The 16,744-nt window shown below is 63.3% G+C and carries 10 protein-coding genes and 2 pseudogenes; 2 read left to right on the top strand and 10 right to left on the bottom strand.

Features of this window, described 5'->3' with window-relative positions; genetic code table 11:
* Positions 1–130: 130 nt before the first annotated feature.
* On the bottom strand, positions 131–1,567 hold the full coding sequence (gene hisS, locus NYR97_RS18485; RefSeq protein ID WP_316695206.1) for a histidine--tRNA ligase: 1,437 nt from the start codon (positions 1,565–1,567) through the stop codon (positions 131–133).
* Between the two features lie 203 nt (positions 1,568–1,770).
* Between hisS and NYR97_RS18480 the strand changes: the two genes are divergently transcribed.
* Positions 1,771–2,436: a Crp/Fnr family transcriptional regulator gene (locus NYR97_RS18480; RefSeq protein WP_425613083.1), complete on the top strand. Its 666-nt coding sequence runs from the start codon at positions 1,771–1,773 to the stop codon at positions 2,434–2,436.
* A gap of 248 nt (positions 2,437–2,684) precedes the next feature.
* Here the strand turns inward: NYR97_RS18480 and NYR97_RS18475 are convergent, their stop codons facing one another.
* Both NYR97_RS18475 and thrC read right to left on the bottom strand, forming a co-directional pair.
* Entirely contained in the window at positions 2,685–3,431 is a 747-nt protein-coding gene (locus NYR97_RS18475; protein ID WP_205391620.1) for a murein L,D-transpeptidase catalytic domain-containing protein, read from the bottom strand.
* Between the two features lie 101 nt (positions 3,432–3,532).
* Positions 3,533–4,840: a threonine synthase gene (gene thrC / locus NYR97_RS18470; protein WP_316695204.1), complete on the bottom strand. Its 1,308-nt coding sequence runs from the start codon at positions 4,838–4,840 to the stop codon at positions 3,533–3,535.
* Between the two features lie 173 nt (positions 4,841–5,013).
* On the opposite strand from thrC, the gene NYR97_RS18465 reads away from it, so the two are divergent.
* Entirely contained in the window at positions 5,014–5,328 is a 315-nt protein-coding gene (locus NYR97_RS18465) for an EthD family reductase (protein WP_316695203.1), read from the top strand.
* 74 nt (positions 5,329–5,402) lie between these two features.
* On the opposite strand, the gene NYR97_RS18460 is transcribed toward NYR97_RS18465, so the two are convergent.
* From NYR97_RS18460 to NYR97_RS18430, 7 genes and pseudogenes are all read right to left on the bottom strand, one after another.
* Positions 5,403–6,353 (bottom strand): homoserine kinase, encoded by a 951-nt coding sequence (locus NYR97_RS18460; protein ID WP_316695202.1) that lies wholly within the window; start codon positions 6,351–6,353, stop codon positions 5,403–5,405.
* A gap of 29 nt (positions 6,354–6,382) precedes the next feature.
* Complete coding sequence (gene thrA, locus NYR97_RS18455; RefSeq protein WP_316695201.1) at positions 6,383–8,890, bottom strand: bifunctional aspartate kinase/homoserine dehydrogenase I; 2,508 nt, start codon at positions 8,888–8,890, stop codon at positions 6,383–6,385.
* A gap of 522 nt (positions 8,891–9,412) precedes the next feature.
* Positions 9,413–9,901, bottom strand: coding sequence for a TspO/MBR family protein (locus NYR97_RS18450; RefSeq protein ID WP_425613006.1), 489 nt, complete (start codon positions 9,899–9,901; stop codon positions 9,413–9,415).
* 112 nt (positions 9,902–10,013) lie between these two features.
* Positions 10,014–10,858 (bottom strand): annotated as a pseudogene (locus NYR97_RS18445) (hypothetical protein).
* Positions 10,859–11,095: 237 nt separating this feature from the next.
* On the bottom strand, positions 11,096–11,332 hold the full coding sequence (locus tag NYR97_RS18440) for a hypothetical protein (protein ID WP_316695199.1): 237 nt from the start codon (positions 11,330–11,332) through the stop codon (positions 11,096–11,098).
* Positions 11,333–11,404: 72 nt separating this feature from the next.
* Positions 11,405–11,599 (bottom strand): DUF4926 domain-containing protein, encoded by a 195-nt coding sequence (locus NYR97_RS18435; protein WP_316695198.1) that lies wholly within the window; start codon positions 11,597–11,599, stop codon positions 11,405–11,407.
* Between the two features lie 19 nt (positions 11,600–11,618).
* Positions 11,619–16,685 (bottom strand): annotated as a pseudogene (locus NYR97_RS18430) (hemagglutinin repeat-containing protein); the annotation flags it as partial.
* Between the last annotated feature and the right edge of the window lie 59 nt (positions 16,686–16,744).

Raw genomic sequence — 16,744 nt, 5'->3', positions numbered from 1 at the left:
GCTGCGGACCGGAAACGAAAAACCCACCGACAGCGAGCCGTCAGTGGGTTTGTTTCCGCATCGGTACCGGGGGCGCCGTCGCGTACGCTGTACCAACCTGGCTGCATTCCCTATCTGGCCGGCCAGCGCCTCAATCGGCCTTGATGCCTCCGGCCACCAGCATCGCCCTGGCCTGCTCCAGCTCCACCAGCAAGGTGCTGGCCAGCTCGTCGCGGGCGACTTCGAACTGCTGCTCGCGCACCAGGTCCTTGACCGCCACCACCCCGCGCGCCAGTTCGTCGTCGCCGGCCAGCACCACAAAGCGGATGCCCGCACGCGCGGCGTACTGGAATTGCTTGCCGATCTTCTTCGGCTCCATCTGCACTTCGGTATTGATGCCACCGATGCGTAGCCGGCGCGCGATATCCAGCGCATCGCCCAGGCGCGACTCGTCCATCAGCGCCACCATCGCGTGCACGCTGCTTTCGGCGATGCCCTGGATCAGACCGGCTTCGCGCAGCTGCCAGAACAGCCGGGTCAGGCCGATGGAGATGCCCACGCCCGGCAGCTTGGACTTGGTGTAGTGGCTGGCCAGGCTCTCGTAGCGGCCGCCCGAGCAGATCGAGCCGATCTGCGGATGGTCGGTCAGCGTGGTCTCGTAGACGGTGCCGGTGTAGTAATCCAGCCCGCGCGCGATCGAGAAGTTCAGGCAGTACGCGCTCTCGGGCACGCCCAGCGCCTTGACCAGTTCCAGCACCTCGCGCAATTCGGCAATGCCCTCGCCCAGGGTCGCATTCGCGCCGACCGAAGCCTCAAGCGCCTGCAACTGCGCCAGCGCATCGGCATGCCCGTTCGAGCGCACCGCCACGAAGGCCAGGATCTTGTCGACCTGTTCTGCAGCAATGCCGAAGCCCTCGCCCACCAGCGTATCGCGCACGTAATCGGCACCGCGCTTGTCGATCTTGTCGACCTCGCGCAGCACCGCCAGCTGCAGCTCGCCCTCGGCCACGCCCAGGCTTTCGAAAAAACCGCGCAGCAGCTTGCGATTGTTCAACTGCACCTTGAACGCGCCGATGCCCAGCTCGGCGAACACCGCGTGGATCACCGCCAGCACTTCGGCGTCGTAGCGGATGCTCAACACATCCTTGCCGATCACGTCGATGTCGCACTGGTAGAACTCGCGGAACCGTCCCCGCTGGGCACGCTCGCCGCGATACACGCGCTGCATCTGGTAGCGGCGGAACGGGAAGCTCAACTCGTGCTCGTGCTCGGCCACGTAGCGGGCCAGCGGCACGGTCAGGTCGAAACGCAACGCCAGCTCCGGCAGACCGCCACTCTCGGCGCCCTCGTCGGCGGCGGCAGCCGCATTGGCCAGCGCGCCGGTGGACTGCACGAAGTACACCTGGCGCTCGGTTTCGCCGCCGGATTTGGTCAACAGCACGTCGGAGAGCTCGAACACCGGGGTTTCGACCGGCAGGAACCCGAACCGCTCGTAATTGCGGCGGATGACGTCCAGCATGCGCTGGAACGCGATCTGCTCGCGCGGCAGCAATTCCATGATGCCGGGCGGCGTACGGGGCTTGATCACGAGCGAAACTCCTGCAGGGCAATGTGGCGAACGCGCAATTCTACCGGCTGGCGGCCGCGCTGACCGCATGGCGTATCATTGCAGCGCCTCTTGGCAATGCGTGGCCCATGTACCGGCAGCTTTCAGATCCCAGCACGAACTGTGCGGTGCCAAGCGCCGTATCGGGCAGCGACGCGCGCCATTCCGAATGCGCGCAGTGCGCGGTGCGCGGCCGGGCCATCTGCGCGGCGCTGTCGCCACAGGAAATGGAAGCACTGGATCAGGCCACCCACGCCCAGACCTGTGCGCCCGGCAGCACCCTGGTGCGCGCAGGCGAGAGCCGCCATCACGTCTACACCGTCACCTCCGGCGCGTTGCGGCTGGTGCGCACGCTGGCCGACGGGCGCCGCCAGATCACCGGATTCGTGTTGCCCGGCGACTACGTCGGGCTGACCGAAACGCCACAGCACCGCCACGACATCGAAGCCATCATCGACAGCAGGGTCTGCCGCACGCCGATCGCACAGATGCGCCAGTTGCGCGACCGCTACCCGCAGCTGGAACGCAAGCTGCTGCAGCGCGCCAGCATGGAACTGGCCGCCGCGCAGGACACCGGCCTGCTGCTGGCACGCCTGCAACCGGGCGAACGGCTGGCGCATTTCCTGCTGCGGCTGGCGGCGCGCTCCACCCAGCCCGGCGCCAGCGGCGACACCGTGGCGCTGCCGATGAGCCGCAGCGATATCGCCGACCATCTCGGGCTGACCGTGGAAACGGTGAGCCGCACGTTCACCAAGCTCAGGCAACAGCAGCTGATCGCGCTGCCGCAACTGCATCTGGTGCAGATCCTGGATTACGCGGCACTGCGCAGCCTGGCCGGCGATACGGCTTGAGGTGTGGCGGTTCTGGTCAGACCGGTTCGTCTAGCTAACGCGCGCGCACCCAACAAGCGCGGCCGGCAGCACCAAGCACATAACCTCTGCACGCCTGCCCGCACCGGATCACTGAAGGCCGCTGCCGACGCGTTGCAGGTCGCCCCGGTAACCGCATCGCCGAGTGACCGATTCGCCAGTTCGAAAGCATTGCCAGCGTTGCGGGCCGATCGCGCTGGTGACAGCCCCGCGACGCAGACCCTAAGAAATCAGCGCCCGCCCACGTTCGCACTCGCCACCGATGCGCCACATCCGCCACTCAGCAACCGCGATTGGCGTAGCCAGGCACGGTCCGGGTAGTAGGCGAACACGAAGGCGCCTTCACGCAAGGTATCGATCAATTGCTTGGCCACCGCCGGTCGCACGGCCGGGCAGCCCAGGCTGCGCCCGAGCCGGCCCTGGGAGCGGATCACCGCCTCGCTGACGTAGGGCGCGCCGTGGATCACGATCGCGCGGTCGCGCGCATGGTCGTTGAACCCGGGCTCCAGGCCCTTGAGCCGTAACGAATAGCCGTTGTGGCCGGTATACGACTCCTGCGCGGTGAACGCGCCCAGGCTGGACTGGAAACTGCCATCGTCGTTGGAAAACTTCGCCGCCAGGTTGTTGCCGGTGTTGCGCCCGTGCGCCACCCATTCCTGGAACAGTAGCCGCTGCCGCTGCAGATCGAACACCCACAGCCGGCGCTCGGTCGATGGCCGGCTGTAGTCGATGACGCTGAGCACGCGCTCGGCACCCACCTGCTGGCGCTGCCGCGCGCATTGCAGCGCCTCGGCAGCCAAGGTAAGCACCTGGCGGTCCAGCGACGGCGCCTGGCGTGCCAGGGCATCCACCAACCCCATGCTGGGTGTCCCCAACGATGCCAATGGGGCGGCGGAAATGGCATCGGCCGCACTGGCCGTTCCAGCCGCTGCCCAACCGCATAAGGCGATGGCAGCGGCAATCACTCGATAAGACATGCAACAACCCACGGCGGACGCGGCGCCACGCCGGGGCCGCACCGGATAGAGATAGCCCCATGTGCGGAACTTTCCAACCCCTGGCGCCTGAATGCGTTGGGTCAGGCCGCATCCGCAAGCAGGCGCTGCCGGAAGGCGGCGTAGTCCGGCGCAAGCGCTTCGGCGTGTGCGGGACGCTGCAACAGCGCGGCCAGTGCCGGTGGAACCTCGACAGCGCGGCCGATCAGCGGTTCCACCACGCCCTCGAACTTGGCCGGATGCGCAGTGGCCGCCACCGCCCAGTCGCCGGTTCCGCCCTCGGCCCCTTCTGCGCGCAGTTGTTCGAGCACGTGCACGGCGGTGGCGGTGTGCGGGCAGTGCACTTCGCCGTAGCGCGCAAAGCGCTGCTGCACGGTGTGGCGGATCGCCGCATCGTCCACCGACAACGCACGGAATGCCTCGCGCAATGCGGCATCGTCGCCTTGGTAGAGCCAACGCAGGCGTTCGAAGTTGCTCGGCGCACCCACGTCCATCGCATTGGCCAGCGTCGCCACGCTGGGCTGCGGCGCGTAATCGTCGCCGGCAAAATAATCCGGCAACACGTGATTGGCATTGGACGCCAGCGCGATGCGACCCAGCGGCACACCGAGCGCACGCGCCAGGATCGCCGCCAGCCCGTTGCCCAGATTGCCGGTGGGCACCACCAGATTCAGCGCGGCGCCCGCGCCGGCATGGTGTTGCAGAGCGGCATGCGCGTAGTAGCTCATCTGCGGCAGCAAGCGCCCCAGGCTGATGCTGTTGGCCGAGCTCAGCGGCAGCTGCGCCTGCAGGCCGGCATCGTTCAGGGCCTGCTTGACCATTGCCTGGCAATCGTCGAACGAGCCGGCCACGCGCAAGGCCTGGATGTTGTCGCCGAAGCAGCCCAGCTGATGCGCCTGGCGCGGCGACACCCGCCCGTCCGGATACAGCACCACCACCCGCAAGCCGGGCTGGCGATGGAAGGCCGCAGCCACCGCAGCGCCGGTATCGCCGGAAGTCGCGACCAGAATGGTGAGCGGGCGGTCTTCGGCGCGGCGCAGGCGGGTCAGGCAGGCGGCAAGAAAGCGTGCGCCGAAATCCTTGAATGCGGCGGTCGGCCCATGGAACAGCTCCAGCGCGTAATCGCCAGGCGTAGCCAGCGCCACCAACGGCGCGGGGAAGTCGAACGCTTCGGCGCAGATGGCCGGCAGCTCTGTTGCCAGCGCATCGCCTTCGAAGAAAGGCTGCAGCAACGTAGCGGCGGTTTCGGCCAGATCGGCGCCGGCAGCGAGCGTGCGTGCCGGCGGCAGGATCTGCGGCACGTACAGGCCGCCATCGGGCGCCAGGCCGGCGGCGATCGCCTGACTCAGGCTTGCGGCAGGCGCGCCGCCGCGGGTGGAGATGAAGTTCATGGTGACTCCAGACAAAGCGAGAACGAGGTGGGCAATGCGGCATTGCCCGGGAATGCGGAGACCGGGATTGGCGCTTGGGCCGATGTCGGTGCCCTGGCCGCACCGGGCCAGATGGTCATCCACCGCCGGCGCCGCGGCGCTATGCTGCGGGCACCTTTCCGTGGAGCAGGCAGATGATCAAGGTCAGCGTGATGTACCCGTACCGCGACGGCGCCCGCTTCGACCACGCTTACTACCGCGACACCCACATGCCGCTGGTGAGCGCGCGGATGGGCGCGGCTTGCCTCAGTTACACGGTGGATAAAGGCATCAGTGGCGGTGAGCCGGGCAGCACCCCGCCCTACATCGGCATGTGCCACATTTTTTGCGAATCGGTGGAGGCCTTCGGCGCCAGTTTCGGGCCGCATGCCGAGGAAATCCTGGGCGACATCTCCAACTACACCGATCTTGCGCCGGTGATGCAGATCAGCGAGGTCGTGGTCGGTTGAATGCTGCGTCGCAGGTTGCACGGCATGCGTGCACTGCAAGCGTGATTGGTCGAGTACCGCAGGCGCGCGCCGCCTCATGCGAGCAACCGCGCGGCCGGGCTGGCAATCGGAGACACCCAGTGCTGGCTGTCCAGGCCGACGCCTGCGAATGCAGCCTTCACCGATGCGGCCGCAGCGTCGGCGGCCGCGCGCGATTCGAACCAGGCGAACACACTGGGGCCGGCGCCGGAAATGCTGGCACCCAGTGCGTCATGATCCAGCGCAGCTTGCTTGGCAGCCGCGAACCCGGCGATCAACGGCGCGCGGCGTGGCTCGATCAACACATCGCGCAAGCCTGCGCGGACCAGGCCCGCATCGCCGGCATGGCAGCCAGCCAACACCAACGCCAGGTTGGTGCTCTGCGCGACGAACTCGCGCAATTGATAGTCGCCGGCCAGGGCTTCGCGCGCGCGACGGGTTTCCAACACCGCATCCGGATGCACCAGCAGGCTATGCCACGCGGCCGGCACACTGATCGGCACCAACCGTTCCAGCGTGCACAACACCAGGCCGCCTAAGAACAGCGGCCCCAGGTTGTCGCCATGGCGACTCCCGCTGGCCACCGCCTCGCCATCGAGTGCGTACTGATACAGCTGCTCGTTACTCAGCGGCGCATCCAGCAGCGCGTTGGCGGCAACCAACGCCGCCACGCATGACGCTGCCGAACCGCCCATGCCCGAACTCAGCGCGATGCCTTTGTCGATTTCGATTTCAAAGCCGAACGGCAGCGATAACGCCGCGCGCAGCGACATCAAGGCCGCACCCGCAGTGTTGCGTTCGGCATCCAGCGGCAAGGCCACGGTAGTGCCGCGGATGGCGGCGATGCGCACCAGTGGCGCATCGATGCGGCGCACCGTGACGGTGTCGCCGACGCCGTCGATGGGATAGCCGAGCAGATCGAATCCCACCGCCACATTCGCCACCGAGGCCGGTGCGAAGGCGCGTCCCTGGCCAAGCTTTCGCGCAGCAATCGCCACCTGTTGCATCTCCGCGGACTGGTCTGCAACCGCCTGATTCACAACCGCGCCCCCTCGCCTGCCGCAACCCGCAGCAGATCGGCAAACACACCTGCCGCAGTGACTTCCGGCCCCGCGCCAGGCCCCTGCACCACCAGCGGGTTCTCGCAATAACGGCGCGTGGTGAATTGCACCACGTTGTCGGTCAAACGCAGATTGGCGAACGCGTGATCGGCCGGCAGCTCGACCAGACCCACGCTGGGCACACGATCTGGCGGCAGCTGCGCGACGTAACGCAACACATTCCCGCGTGCACGCGCATCGGCCAGACGCCGTGCGAACGTGGCATCCACTTCATGCAGGCGCGCCATGAAATCGTCCACGCTGGCCTGGCGCAATGCTTCGGGCACCAGGCTCTCGACCTGCACGTCCTCCAGGCTGATCTCGCGCCCGGCTTCGCGCGCCAGGATCACCAGCTTGCGCGCCACATCCACGCCGGACAGATCGTCGCGCGGATCCGGCTCGGTATAGCCCATGCCGCGCGCCTGCGTGACCAGCTCGGCGAACGGCACGCTGCCATCGTATTTGTTGAACAACCAAGCCAGCGTGCCCGAAAAGATGCCTTCGATCGAGGTCACCGCATCGCCCGTATCGACCAGATCGCGCAGCGTGGTGATCACCGGCAGGCCGGCGCCCACGGTGGCTTCGTAACGGAAACGCGCACCGCTGGCATCGGTCGCCGCACGGATGGCCCGATAGCGCTGCAACGGGCCGGAGCCGGCCTGCTTGTTCGGCGTCACTACGTGAATGCCGGCGGCCAACCAGTCCGCATAGCGATCGGCCACTTCCGCGCTGCCGCTGCAATCGATGATCACCGTATGCGGCAGATGCGCAGACAGCAGATGCGTGGTGAACTGTTCCAGATCGGTGGCAGTGGCTGCGGAGGCAAACGCATCGCGCCAGTTGCCGACCAGGCCGCGCTCGTCGAGCAACATGCGGCCGCGCGAAACCACTGCGCGCAGGCGCAGATCGATGTTGGCCTTGCCCAGCAATTGCGGCTGCGCAATGCGCAGTTGATCCAGCAACGCCGCGCCCACATTGCCCGGCCCGATCACGCCCACCGAAAAGGTCTGCGGCGACAACCAGAAGCCCGCATGCGCCGCACGCAAGGCCTTGGTCGCATGTGCCGCATCGATCGCCACCGAGATATTGCGCTCCGACGAGCCCTGCGCGATCGCCAGGATATTGACCTGTGCACGCCCCAACGACTCGAACAACCGCGCCGCCACACCGGGCTGCCCGGCCATGCCATCGCCCACTGCCGCGAGCACGCTGATGCCGGTGGTCAGCTGCACGCGCTGCACCTGGCCAACCGTGAGTTCGTGCGCAAAGGCCTGCAACAAGGCATTGCGCGCACGCTCTGACTCATGCTGCTTGACCACGCAACAGATCGAATGCTCCGACGAGCCCTGCGAGATCATCACCACCGACACCTGCGCCGTGCGCAGTGCCGCGAACACCCGCTCGGCCGTGCCCGGCACGCCGATCAGGCCGGTACCTTCCAGATTCAGCACCGCCAGATCCGGGCTCAAGGTCAGCCCCTTGATCGGACCGCTGACCTTGCTGCTGGCGGTGATGCGCGTGCCCGGATGTTCGGGCTGAAAGGTATTGCGGATGATGATCGGCAGCCCGCGCTCGATCGCCGGCGACATGGTCTGCGGATGCACCACCTTCGCGCCGAAATAGGCCAGCTCGCAGGCTTCGTCATAGCTCAGCGTTTCCAGCTGCACCGCCTCGGGCACCACGCGCGGATCGGCCGAGAGCACGCCATCCACGTCGGTCCAGATATGTAGCTCATCGGCATCGAACAAGGCCGCGAAGATCGCACCGGAATAATCGCTGCCGTTGCGCCCCAACGTGGTGATGCGGTCGGCGCGATCGCGTGCCACAAAGCCGGTGACCACCACGCGCTTCTGCGGATGCGCCTGGCGCCAGGTTGCCAGCCGCTGCGCGCTGGTGTCCCAGTCCACGTCCACGCCCAGTTCACCGCGATTGACCACCAGCACATCGCGCGCATCCAGCACCGCGCAATCCTCACCAAGCGCGCGGAAATGATCGCCGAGCAATTGTGCCGAATACACCTCGCCCAGGCCTTGCACGCGGTCGAGCACCTCGCGTGGCAGCTCGCCGATCACCGCCAGCGCGCCGAGGATTTGCGATAGATGCTCGAAGCGCTCGTCCAGCCACTCTACCGTTGGCCCGGAATGTTCACCCAGCAACGCCACTGCGGCACCGCGATGGCGCGCCCGCGTTTCATGCCAGCGCTCGCGCCACTCGGGGCGGTCTTGCGCTGCAAGTTCGGCCAATTCGATCAACGCGTCGGTCACGCCCTTCATCGCCGACACCACGGTGACCTGCACCGTCTCCTCGCGTGCAAGCAACAGCTGCGCCACATGCCGGTAGCGCTCGGCATCGGCCACCGACGTGCCACCGAATTTGTGCACAACGGTGCGCGCAGAGGACGCGGGAACTGCAGCGGGTTCGAGCGAAACAGCAAGCGATGACATCGACAGACCTCGTTAGGGAGGCCCCGTCCGCTTCAGGTGAGAGAGGGAGACCCCCGCATCCTGATCCGGGTGCGGGGCCGTTGTTTTCGGAAATTACGCGAAGACGACGGACCGCACCGGGCGAATGGTGGCGGTGGTAATGGTGGTGCTAATGCCGGCCACGCCCGCACCCTGCCGCAGATGCGGCTGGCAAAGGAGCGATGCGATGGCGGAAGCGTTAGGCATGTATGCAAAAGACATCACCAGACCGAACGCTGTCAAGCACTGCGTGTGTTTGCTTACCAGCAAGCCGAGCGTCCTTTACAGAAAACCTTGCAGGACAAAGATTTAAGAGATGCAACCACAAGCGATTGATTGCCATGGAAACTTTTAATGCGCTGGCCCAAGCGGTGCTTGCGCAGCATGGTGTAGCGGAGACCTGGTGCCAGACGAGGTCGGATTCGGCCGATTCCGCCTAGCGGCCGCGCGCCCATCTCGCGCCGAACGCAGAAGTGCATCGGCCACTTTTGATCCATACAGCCCTTAGCCAAGCACCTGCGGATTGAGCTGCCACACCGAATAGTTCAACGCCGCCGCAAAACTCACCCACAGCAGATACGGAACCAACAACCACGCAGCAACCCGTTGCCACTTGGCGAACGCCACGATCGTCAGCACCAACGCCAACCACAGCGCCGCGATATCGACAAACGCCCAGGCGCCCAAGTGCCAGGCAAAGAACAACCAGCTCCACAACCCGTTCAACCCCAACTGCAGCACGAACAGACTCAGCGCCCCACGCGTACTGTTCCACCCACCGCGCCGCCATACCAACCACACCGACACCGCCATCATTCCGTACAACACAGTCCACGCGGGCCCGAACAACCACCCTGGTGGCGCCCACGCAGGACGCTGCAGCTCGGCGTAGAAGCTTGCCGCTTTGATCGACGCCATCGCTCCCAGGGCCGCCACCAGATAGCAGAGCATCAGCGAACCCAGCAGTCCAAGCCACTGCGATTTCTTGGTCATCGACATCTCCATACAGAACTAGCGAGTGAGAGCATGCTATTCAGGCATCCGGATGTCGGGCACGTTGCCACATAGCCTGTCCAGGCAATGCAAACAGAACGCACACCTATGATCATGGATGGATCAACTTTACGGGAGGCTGACACGGTTTCAGGTCGTTGCCTGCCAATATCACCAGGTCCTTGCCTGTGGTGACGGAGACAGCATCGCCACCGCGCAGCAAGCCATTGTCGTTGCGCAAGGCGCTGGGCGTGAGACTGAGGTTGTTGCCTGCGATCAACGCCGCGCTGCCATCGGCCTGCACGCGGGTGCCGGTCAGCGTCATGTCGTTGCCGGCGAATAGTTGCAGGGTGTTACTGGCGCTGATGCCGGACAGAATGCCGACACCGTTGATGGCCTTGGATGCTTCGCTGACCAGATTGTTGCCGGCCACCAGTGCAACGTCGCGACCCTGGATCCGGCCCTGGTTGAGCAGGTCGTTACGGGCTTCCAGCGATACAGCGCCAGTGCCGCTGATGCGGCCCTGGTTGAGCAGATTGCCGCGGTGATGCTGACGTCGGCGCCTGCGATGACGCCCTGGTTGCTCATGGAATTAGTGGCGTTGAGCTCGACGTTGCCGCCGGCGATCAAGGCGCCATTGCCACGCAACTGCAGCGAGTTGGAGGCCAGATACACGACCGGTACCAGCACCTTCTGACCCTGATAGTCCTGTTCCACCATCCACACGATGTCTTGCGTCAACGCGGCGGCCTGGGCGGCGGTCAAGCCCACGCCCATGCTCAGCTGCAGCTGACCTGCGGCAGCCGCGCCGGATTCCAGCAAGGCGCGGTACTGCGCCACACCATCGGCGTAATTGCCCAGATAGCGGCGGCCGGTGAGCTGGATGATCTGGTCCAGCACCAGGCGCTGCTCGTAGAAGCCGTCGCCCAGGCGGGTCTGGGTCCACTCCGGGTCCACGCCCAGCTTGTCCAGCAGGAAGTCGCTGCTGATGAAGTTGTCGTAGTTGACGAAGCGCGGATCGGTCTCGATCAGGTAACGGCGGCCCGGGCCATTGCTGCGCCAGGCATTGATGCCGCCTAGGCCGGTTGCCGAGCGGCCCGTACTCTTGAACCTAGCGCCGACTATCAGTGAAAGATTTTAAAAATAATCCCCCTTCCAACTAATTCGCCCCCAGTAACTTTATTGTTAAATAATTTATTTGTTATAGATTTCATAAATCCACCTCGCTAGAACTTCAGGAGAATTTGTTTCCTTCCTTAGACATTCATTACCACGATCCTTTGCAACAATGGCTAAAACTCCAGACTCATTAATCTCTATGTATGGAGCACCGAATTCCTCAACATCAGTCCCCAGAGGAAGACACTTGTAAGGCATCCCTTGCGCCTCAGCATATCTGAAGAAAAGGCAGGCCATTTCATCAATCTTCACTTAAAAAAACCTTAGTTTATTCACTCCCGCGACAAATCCATATAACCTCTATTCGAAAATTTTTAATTATATTTATTTGACCTTCTCGATTTCGGAAGCCACAAGTGTAAGCAATGCAACAGCTTTACCGTCCGCATCAATAAATTCAACTTCATAAGCCTCATTCGGCACCGAAAACACGTGAACTATCGCACCAACTGAACCGCTTACGATACCGCATTGAGGAATATCAACGACTATTTGCACAACATCATTTACTTTAAACATAATTTTATTTCACAAATATTGTCGTTAATTCCGGCGTATCTGAGCCGGGCCTATATATCCACCCACTCCGAACTATGCCGCTACCCTTTGGGCCCACAACTGGAATATCAACGGTGAACCGCACTCCATATTGGTCAACTTTTCCTGGGACCGGGGTGTTATTCATAATACCACCCTTAATCTGACTCATGAGCATGTCTGAATTATTTTTGGTAAAACCTAGCACGGATTCGAAAACGCGCGCTTTATTTCCGCCAACAGGATGACTAGGATCCAGCGCATACTCTGTCAGTTTACGCGGATCGATGACAGCACGATTAGCACCAACAAGCGACTGGGCACCCTCTACTAAGTCTGGCCCTTTCACACCTTGATTAGGCCGTAAGCCATTTATGTACTCAATTACATCATCAGCCTTAAACGCGTCGCCCACGCTTGTGGCTGCCTTTGCAGCGATACCGCCCTTTCCTGCATAGAGTTCTGGCGCAACAAGCGAGAACACGTCAACGCTGACCTTGCCACCAATTGCACCCGCCTTGGCTATGTCATAGATATCCCAAGAGCCGTGCGTGTTCGTGTAGGCAGCAAACGCAAGATCCTCTGCATAGCCGCTGATACCAGTTTTTATTGCATTTAACGCGCCCTTTGCGTCGTCAAAGTTCTTCTCGGCAGTAGCTGCGTAACCATTCCCCCACAGGTAGGCTAGTTGATCAACCGTTTTCCCGACCTGGCCTGCAGGACTCATACCTTTGGCCAGCTCTACCACACCGGCAACCATTTCCCAGACCCGGCCGTTAGCACCGACCGTACCTGCTCCCATACCCAGCGCCGCGCGCAGCGCAGAATCAGCGGTTGCAACTGATAGCGGGATGCTACCGTTCCATGTTGCCGAAACCAGCGCTTGGTTGCTGCAATCACCCGCCATCGCACACGCCAGTTTGTGGCCAAGATCCGCAGTCGTCACATGGGTGACGAAGTCCTTGGTCAGCGTTCCGTCCTTGTCGGAATTAAACAGGCCAGCCAACTCAGGCACATGACCCGCAAGCCAAGCGGTGTATTCCCCAGCGTGATCGAGCTGATCTTGCATGGCTGCAGCGGCCAGCTGTTTTTGCTCCGCGCATCCGCCGCTGGCTGGATCGCTACACGCACCGCGCAACGCGAGATTGCGTTCTTCCGACAGCGCCTTCAGTTGCTCGGCGCGCTCACACTGGGTGCCAGACTTGGAACAAGCGATCAGCGCCGTAGCATATTCCATCCGCTCTTGGTGGCCGAGGTAATTGTTGGACACCTCATTCAAGGCTGCGGCACCGCCTGCAGCACCACCGGCCGCAGCGCCTAGCGCGCTCGCTGACAACCCTGTCAACGTGGCAGCCACCGCTTTATTGATTCCGGCTTTCCCCAACGCTTCTGCCAGGTACGGTGCCGCCACGGTGCCTGCGGCTGCGCCTAGCGCTCCTTCTGTGCCACCTGTCAGACCACCCACAACCGCATGTGACAGCACACGCAACGTGCCGCCATTGCCCCAATCCTTCATCAACTGATCAGCTTCGACCCGCTTGCTGTCGTCACCGGTTGCTTCGGCTTCGGCATAGAGCTCGGCTGCCTTGTCAACTTTTCCCTGTGCGTAATCGCCAACAAACTTCGTTGCCTGCTGCCCTGCGGTGGCGGTGATCTGCGCTTGCGCGGCAACTTGGTCACGCAGTGCCTGACCATCCCATTGCTTGGTCAAGCCACCTGCGTCATCGCCGCTGATCACATCGCGCTTAAGACCCGCCAATGCATCTGCAGCGGTCTTACCAGACTTGGCGAGTTGCCCAGCCTCGTCGGTGATGAGCAAGCTGCCACCACTGATCCCGCTGGTGGTGGTCGATGTCGCATCGCCACTCTTGCTCCCAATGCCAGCCGCTGTACCGGTGCTTCCAGTCTGGAAGTTCTGCCACGACCAGTTTGCGCCGTTGTTGACTGTCGGCTGGACCTGACCGGTTTCTCCTTGCTGCTTCTTGTCGCCTGTTCCCTTGCTATATCCGCCCGACAGACTGAACCCTTTGGCGTCGTAACTGCTGGTGTTTTCAATATCGCTATAGGTCAGCGTGCCGGTCTGCAGGCGGTTGACGCCGGCATCCACCGCCGCCTGGGTGCTGGCGATCACCGCGCCTTTCAGATCGGTATTGCCGCCGACACGGATGTTGAAACCGCCGTCGCCGGCCTGGATACCGCTCTGTTCGGTCACGCTGGCGAAGTCGCCACTGACCTTGTTGCTGCTGTAGCTCGCGCTGGCACTAAACCCTGCGCCAAAGGTCACACTCGCGCCAACACTCTTGTCCTTGCTGTCGTACGTGCTGGTGTCCTGCAGGCTCTCGATGCTCAGATTGCCACCGACATCGGCGATCACCTTGTCCGCCGACAGCTGCGCGCCCTTGAGCGTGGTGTCATTGCCACTGATGACCGTGGCCGTGTTGCCCGCAGCCAGATGACTATTGCTGTAGGTCACGTCCTCGCCATTGGCCTTGCCGCGCGATCCAGCTGCACTGATCATCACGCCAAATGCGGCACCATCCGGGCCGTAAGTGATGCCGACACCCAGCGACGCGCTGCTGCTCTTACTGGTACTTTTTTGCTCGGCCGTGTTCTTGGCTGCTTCGATGAGTACATCGTGATCGGCTGCCAGCAGCAGATCATTGCCCGCCTTGATGTCACTCCCACGAATCAACAAGTTGCTCTGGTCGCCGCCACCGGTCGCAATCAGGTTGACGTCACCGCCTGCCTGTAGCTTGGAGCCTTGCGCGACACTGGCCGTCTGCGTGCTCTTGCTCTCGCTCTTGCTGCCGCCGATGCTGATTGCAATGCTCAGATTGGCCCCCTGAGCCGCATCTTTTGCGCTGCCGCCTAGCGAACCGCCTGCCTGTGCGAGGGCCTGACCTGCGCCATATGCACTGTAGGCCGCCGATCCGAGCGCAAGTGCTTCCATGCGACTGTCGCCCTTGACCTCCTTGCTGGCCTTGTAGCTGTCGTTTGCCGCCTGCGCCAGGCTGATCGCAGCCGAGCTCAAGGTCAGCGACAAACCGCCTTGGCTAAACTTGCTGCGCTGTTCCGTATCAGTGTCGTTGTAGACCTCGGTGATCGCGATGTCCTTGCCGGTCGCGGTCAGGTCGCCTTGAAGCGCCATGACATCGCTGCCGGTGATCGCCAACTTGTTGCCGGCCACCAGGGTGACGTCACCCTCAAGGCTGCCGACCGTCGTTCCGGTATGCGTGATCTGGTCGATGTCGGCGCCAGTGGTGACCTTTTGCTTACCGAGCGTCACCCCAATACCGCCACTTCCGAACAGACCGGACTTGGTGGTGACTTTGTCATGCTCTTCGCTATGCGTGTTCTGAGCGGTTTCCAAGGTCAGGTTGTTGCCTGCTGCAAGCGTGACGTCGCCAGTGCCGACGATTTGGGTGCCCTTCGACAGCAAGTCGTTACCTGCAACGATCTGAACCGAATCGCCACTCAGTGACGTCCCAACTGCCAGCGTGTCCTGCCACTCATCATGCGTGGTCGTGGTCTTGCTGGAGAACGTGCCCTTCTTCTTCTTGGTCATGTCCTGCACGGCATCGTGCTGCTCGCTGGCGGCGAGCAGGTTGACGTCGTTGCCGGCAGCCAGAGTGATGCCGCCGTCCTTGGTGGCGGCCGATGCGGCGGTCAGGGTGATGTCGTTGCCCGCCTGCATGGCGAGGTTGCCACCGGCACTGAACTCGGTGCCGTGGACGGTTTCGTCGCTGGTACTGGTGGTCTGCTTGAAGCGCTTGCGCGTCTCGAGCGTGTTGCTTGTGTCCACCGTGGTCAGCGTGCTGGCATTGATGTCGTTGCCGGCGCTGATGCCAAGACCCTTGCCGGCGTCCAGCTTGGCCGCGACCAGGTTGACGTCGTTGCCGGCGCTGAGGATCAGGTTGCCGCCGGCAGTGAGCGCCTGCTGGTCGATGCTCTGGGTGGTCGTGGTGGTAGTGACGCGGGTCTTGCCGTTGCGGCTGTTATAGCTGTTGGTCTCGGTCTCGTTGAGGACGGATTCGACGTTGAGGTTGTTGCCTGCTGCGGCAATCAGATCGCCGCCGGCCTTGACGTCGGCCTGGCGGATGGTCAGGTCGTTGCCGGCGGTCAATTGCAGGCTGTCGCCGGTGCTGATGTTGGTGCGCGTGCCGACCTTGCCGTCGAGACCAGTGGTCGGGGTCAGCGAGAGGTTGTTGCCCGCCTGCAGCGCTGCGCTGCCGCCGGCCTTGATGGTGACGCCGTGCAGTTGCAGGTCGTTGCCTGCCGAGACCACTAGGTCCTTGCCTGTGGTCACCGACACCGCATCGCCACCGCGCAGCAAGCCGTTGTCGTTGCGCAAGGCGCTGGGCGTGAGACTGAGGTTGTTGCCGGCGATCAGCGCCGCGCTGCCATCGGCCTGCACCCGGGTGCCGGTCAGCGTCATGTCGTTGCCGGCGAACAGTTGCAGGGTGTTGCTGGCGCTGATGCCGGACAGGACGCCAACGCCGTTGATGGCCTTGGTCGCTTCGCTGACCAGGTTGTTACCGGCCACCAACGCCACATCGCGTCCCTGGATCTGGCCCTGGTTGAGCAGGTCGTTGCGGGCTTCCAGGGCCACGCTGCCGGTGCCGCTGATGCGGCCCTGGTTGAGCAGGTTGCCGGCGGTGATGCTGACGTCGGCGCCTGCGATGACGCCCTGGTTGCTCATGGCGTTGGTGGCGTTGAGCTCGACGCTGCCGCCGGCGATCAAGGCACCGTTGCCGCGCAACTGCAGCGAGTTGGAGGCCAGATAGACGACCGGCACCAGCACCTTCTGCCCCTGGTAGTCCTGCTCCACCATCCACACGATGTCTTGCGTCAACGCTGCGGCCTGCGCGGCGGTCAAACCCACGCCCATGCTCAGCTGCAGCTGACCTGCGGCCGCGACGCCGGATTCCAGCAGGGCGCGGTACTGCGCCACGCCATCGGCGTAGTTGCCCAGATAGCGGCGGCCGGTGAGCTGGGTGATCTGATCCAGCACCAAACGCTGCTCATAGAAGCCATCGCCCAGGCGGGTCTGGGTCCACTCCGGGTCCACGCCCAGCTTGTCCAGCAGGAAGTCGCTGCTGATGAAGTTGTCGTAGTTGACGAAGCGCG

Origin of the sequence: Xanthomonas hydrangeae (assembly GCF_032697525.1) — a bacterium.
Taxonomy (GTDB): domain Bacteria; phylum Pseudomonadota; class Gammaproteobacteria; order Xanthomonadales; family Xanthomonadaceae; genus Xanthomonas; species Xanthomonas hydrangeae.
Note: the sequence above shows the minus strand (reverse complement) of the source record. Positions and strands in the feature narration are given on the sequence as shown.

Bases quoted from the DNA above. Each gene is read 5' to 3' on its own strand.
- thrA (WP_316695201.1), bottom strand. From the start codon at position 8,890: ATGTCATCGCTTGCTGTTTCGCTCGAACCCGCTGCAGTTCCCGCGTCC.
- thrC (WP_316695204.1), bottom strand. From the start codon at position 4,840: ATGAACTTCATCTCCACCCGCGGCGGCGCGCCTGCCGCAAGCCTGAGT.
- NYR97_RS18435 (WP_316695198.1), bottom strand. From the start codon at position 11,599: ATGTTTAAAGTAAATGATGTTGTGCAAATAGTCGTTGATATTCCTCAA.
- NYR97_RS18460 (WP_316695202.1), bottom strand. From the start codon at position 6,353: ATGCAACAGGTGGCGATTGCTGCGCGAAAGCTTGGCCAGGGACGCGCC.
- NYR97_RS18450 (WP_425613006.1), bottom strand. From the start codon at position 9,901: ATGACCAAGAAATCGCAGTGGCTTGGACTGCTGGGTTCGCTGATGCTC.
- NYR97_RS18475 (WP_205391620.1), bottom strand. From the start codon at position 3,431: ATGTCTTATCGAGTGATTGCCGCTGCCATCGCCTTATGCGGTTGGGCA.
- NYR97_RS18465 (WP_316695203.1), top strand. From the start codon at position 5,014: ATGATCAAGGTCAGCGTGATGTACCCGTACCGCGACGGCGCCCGCTTC.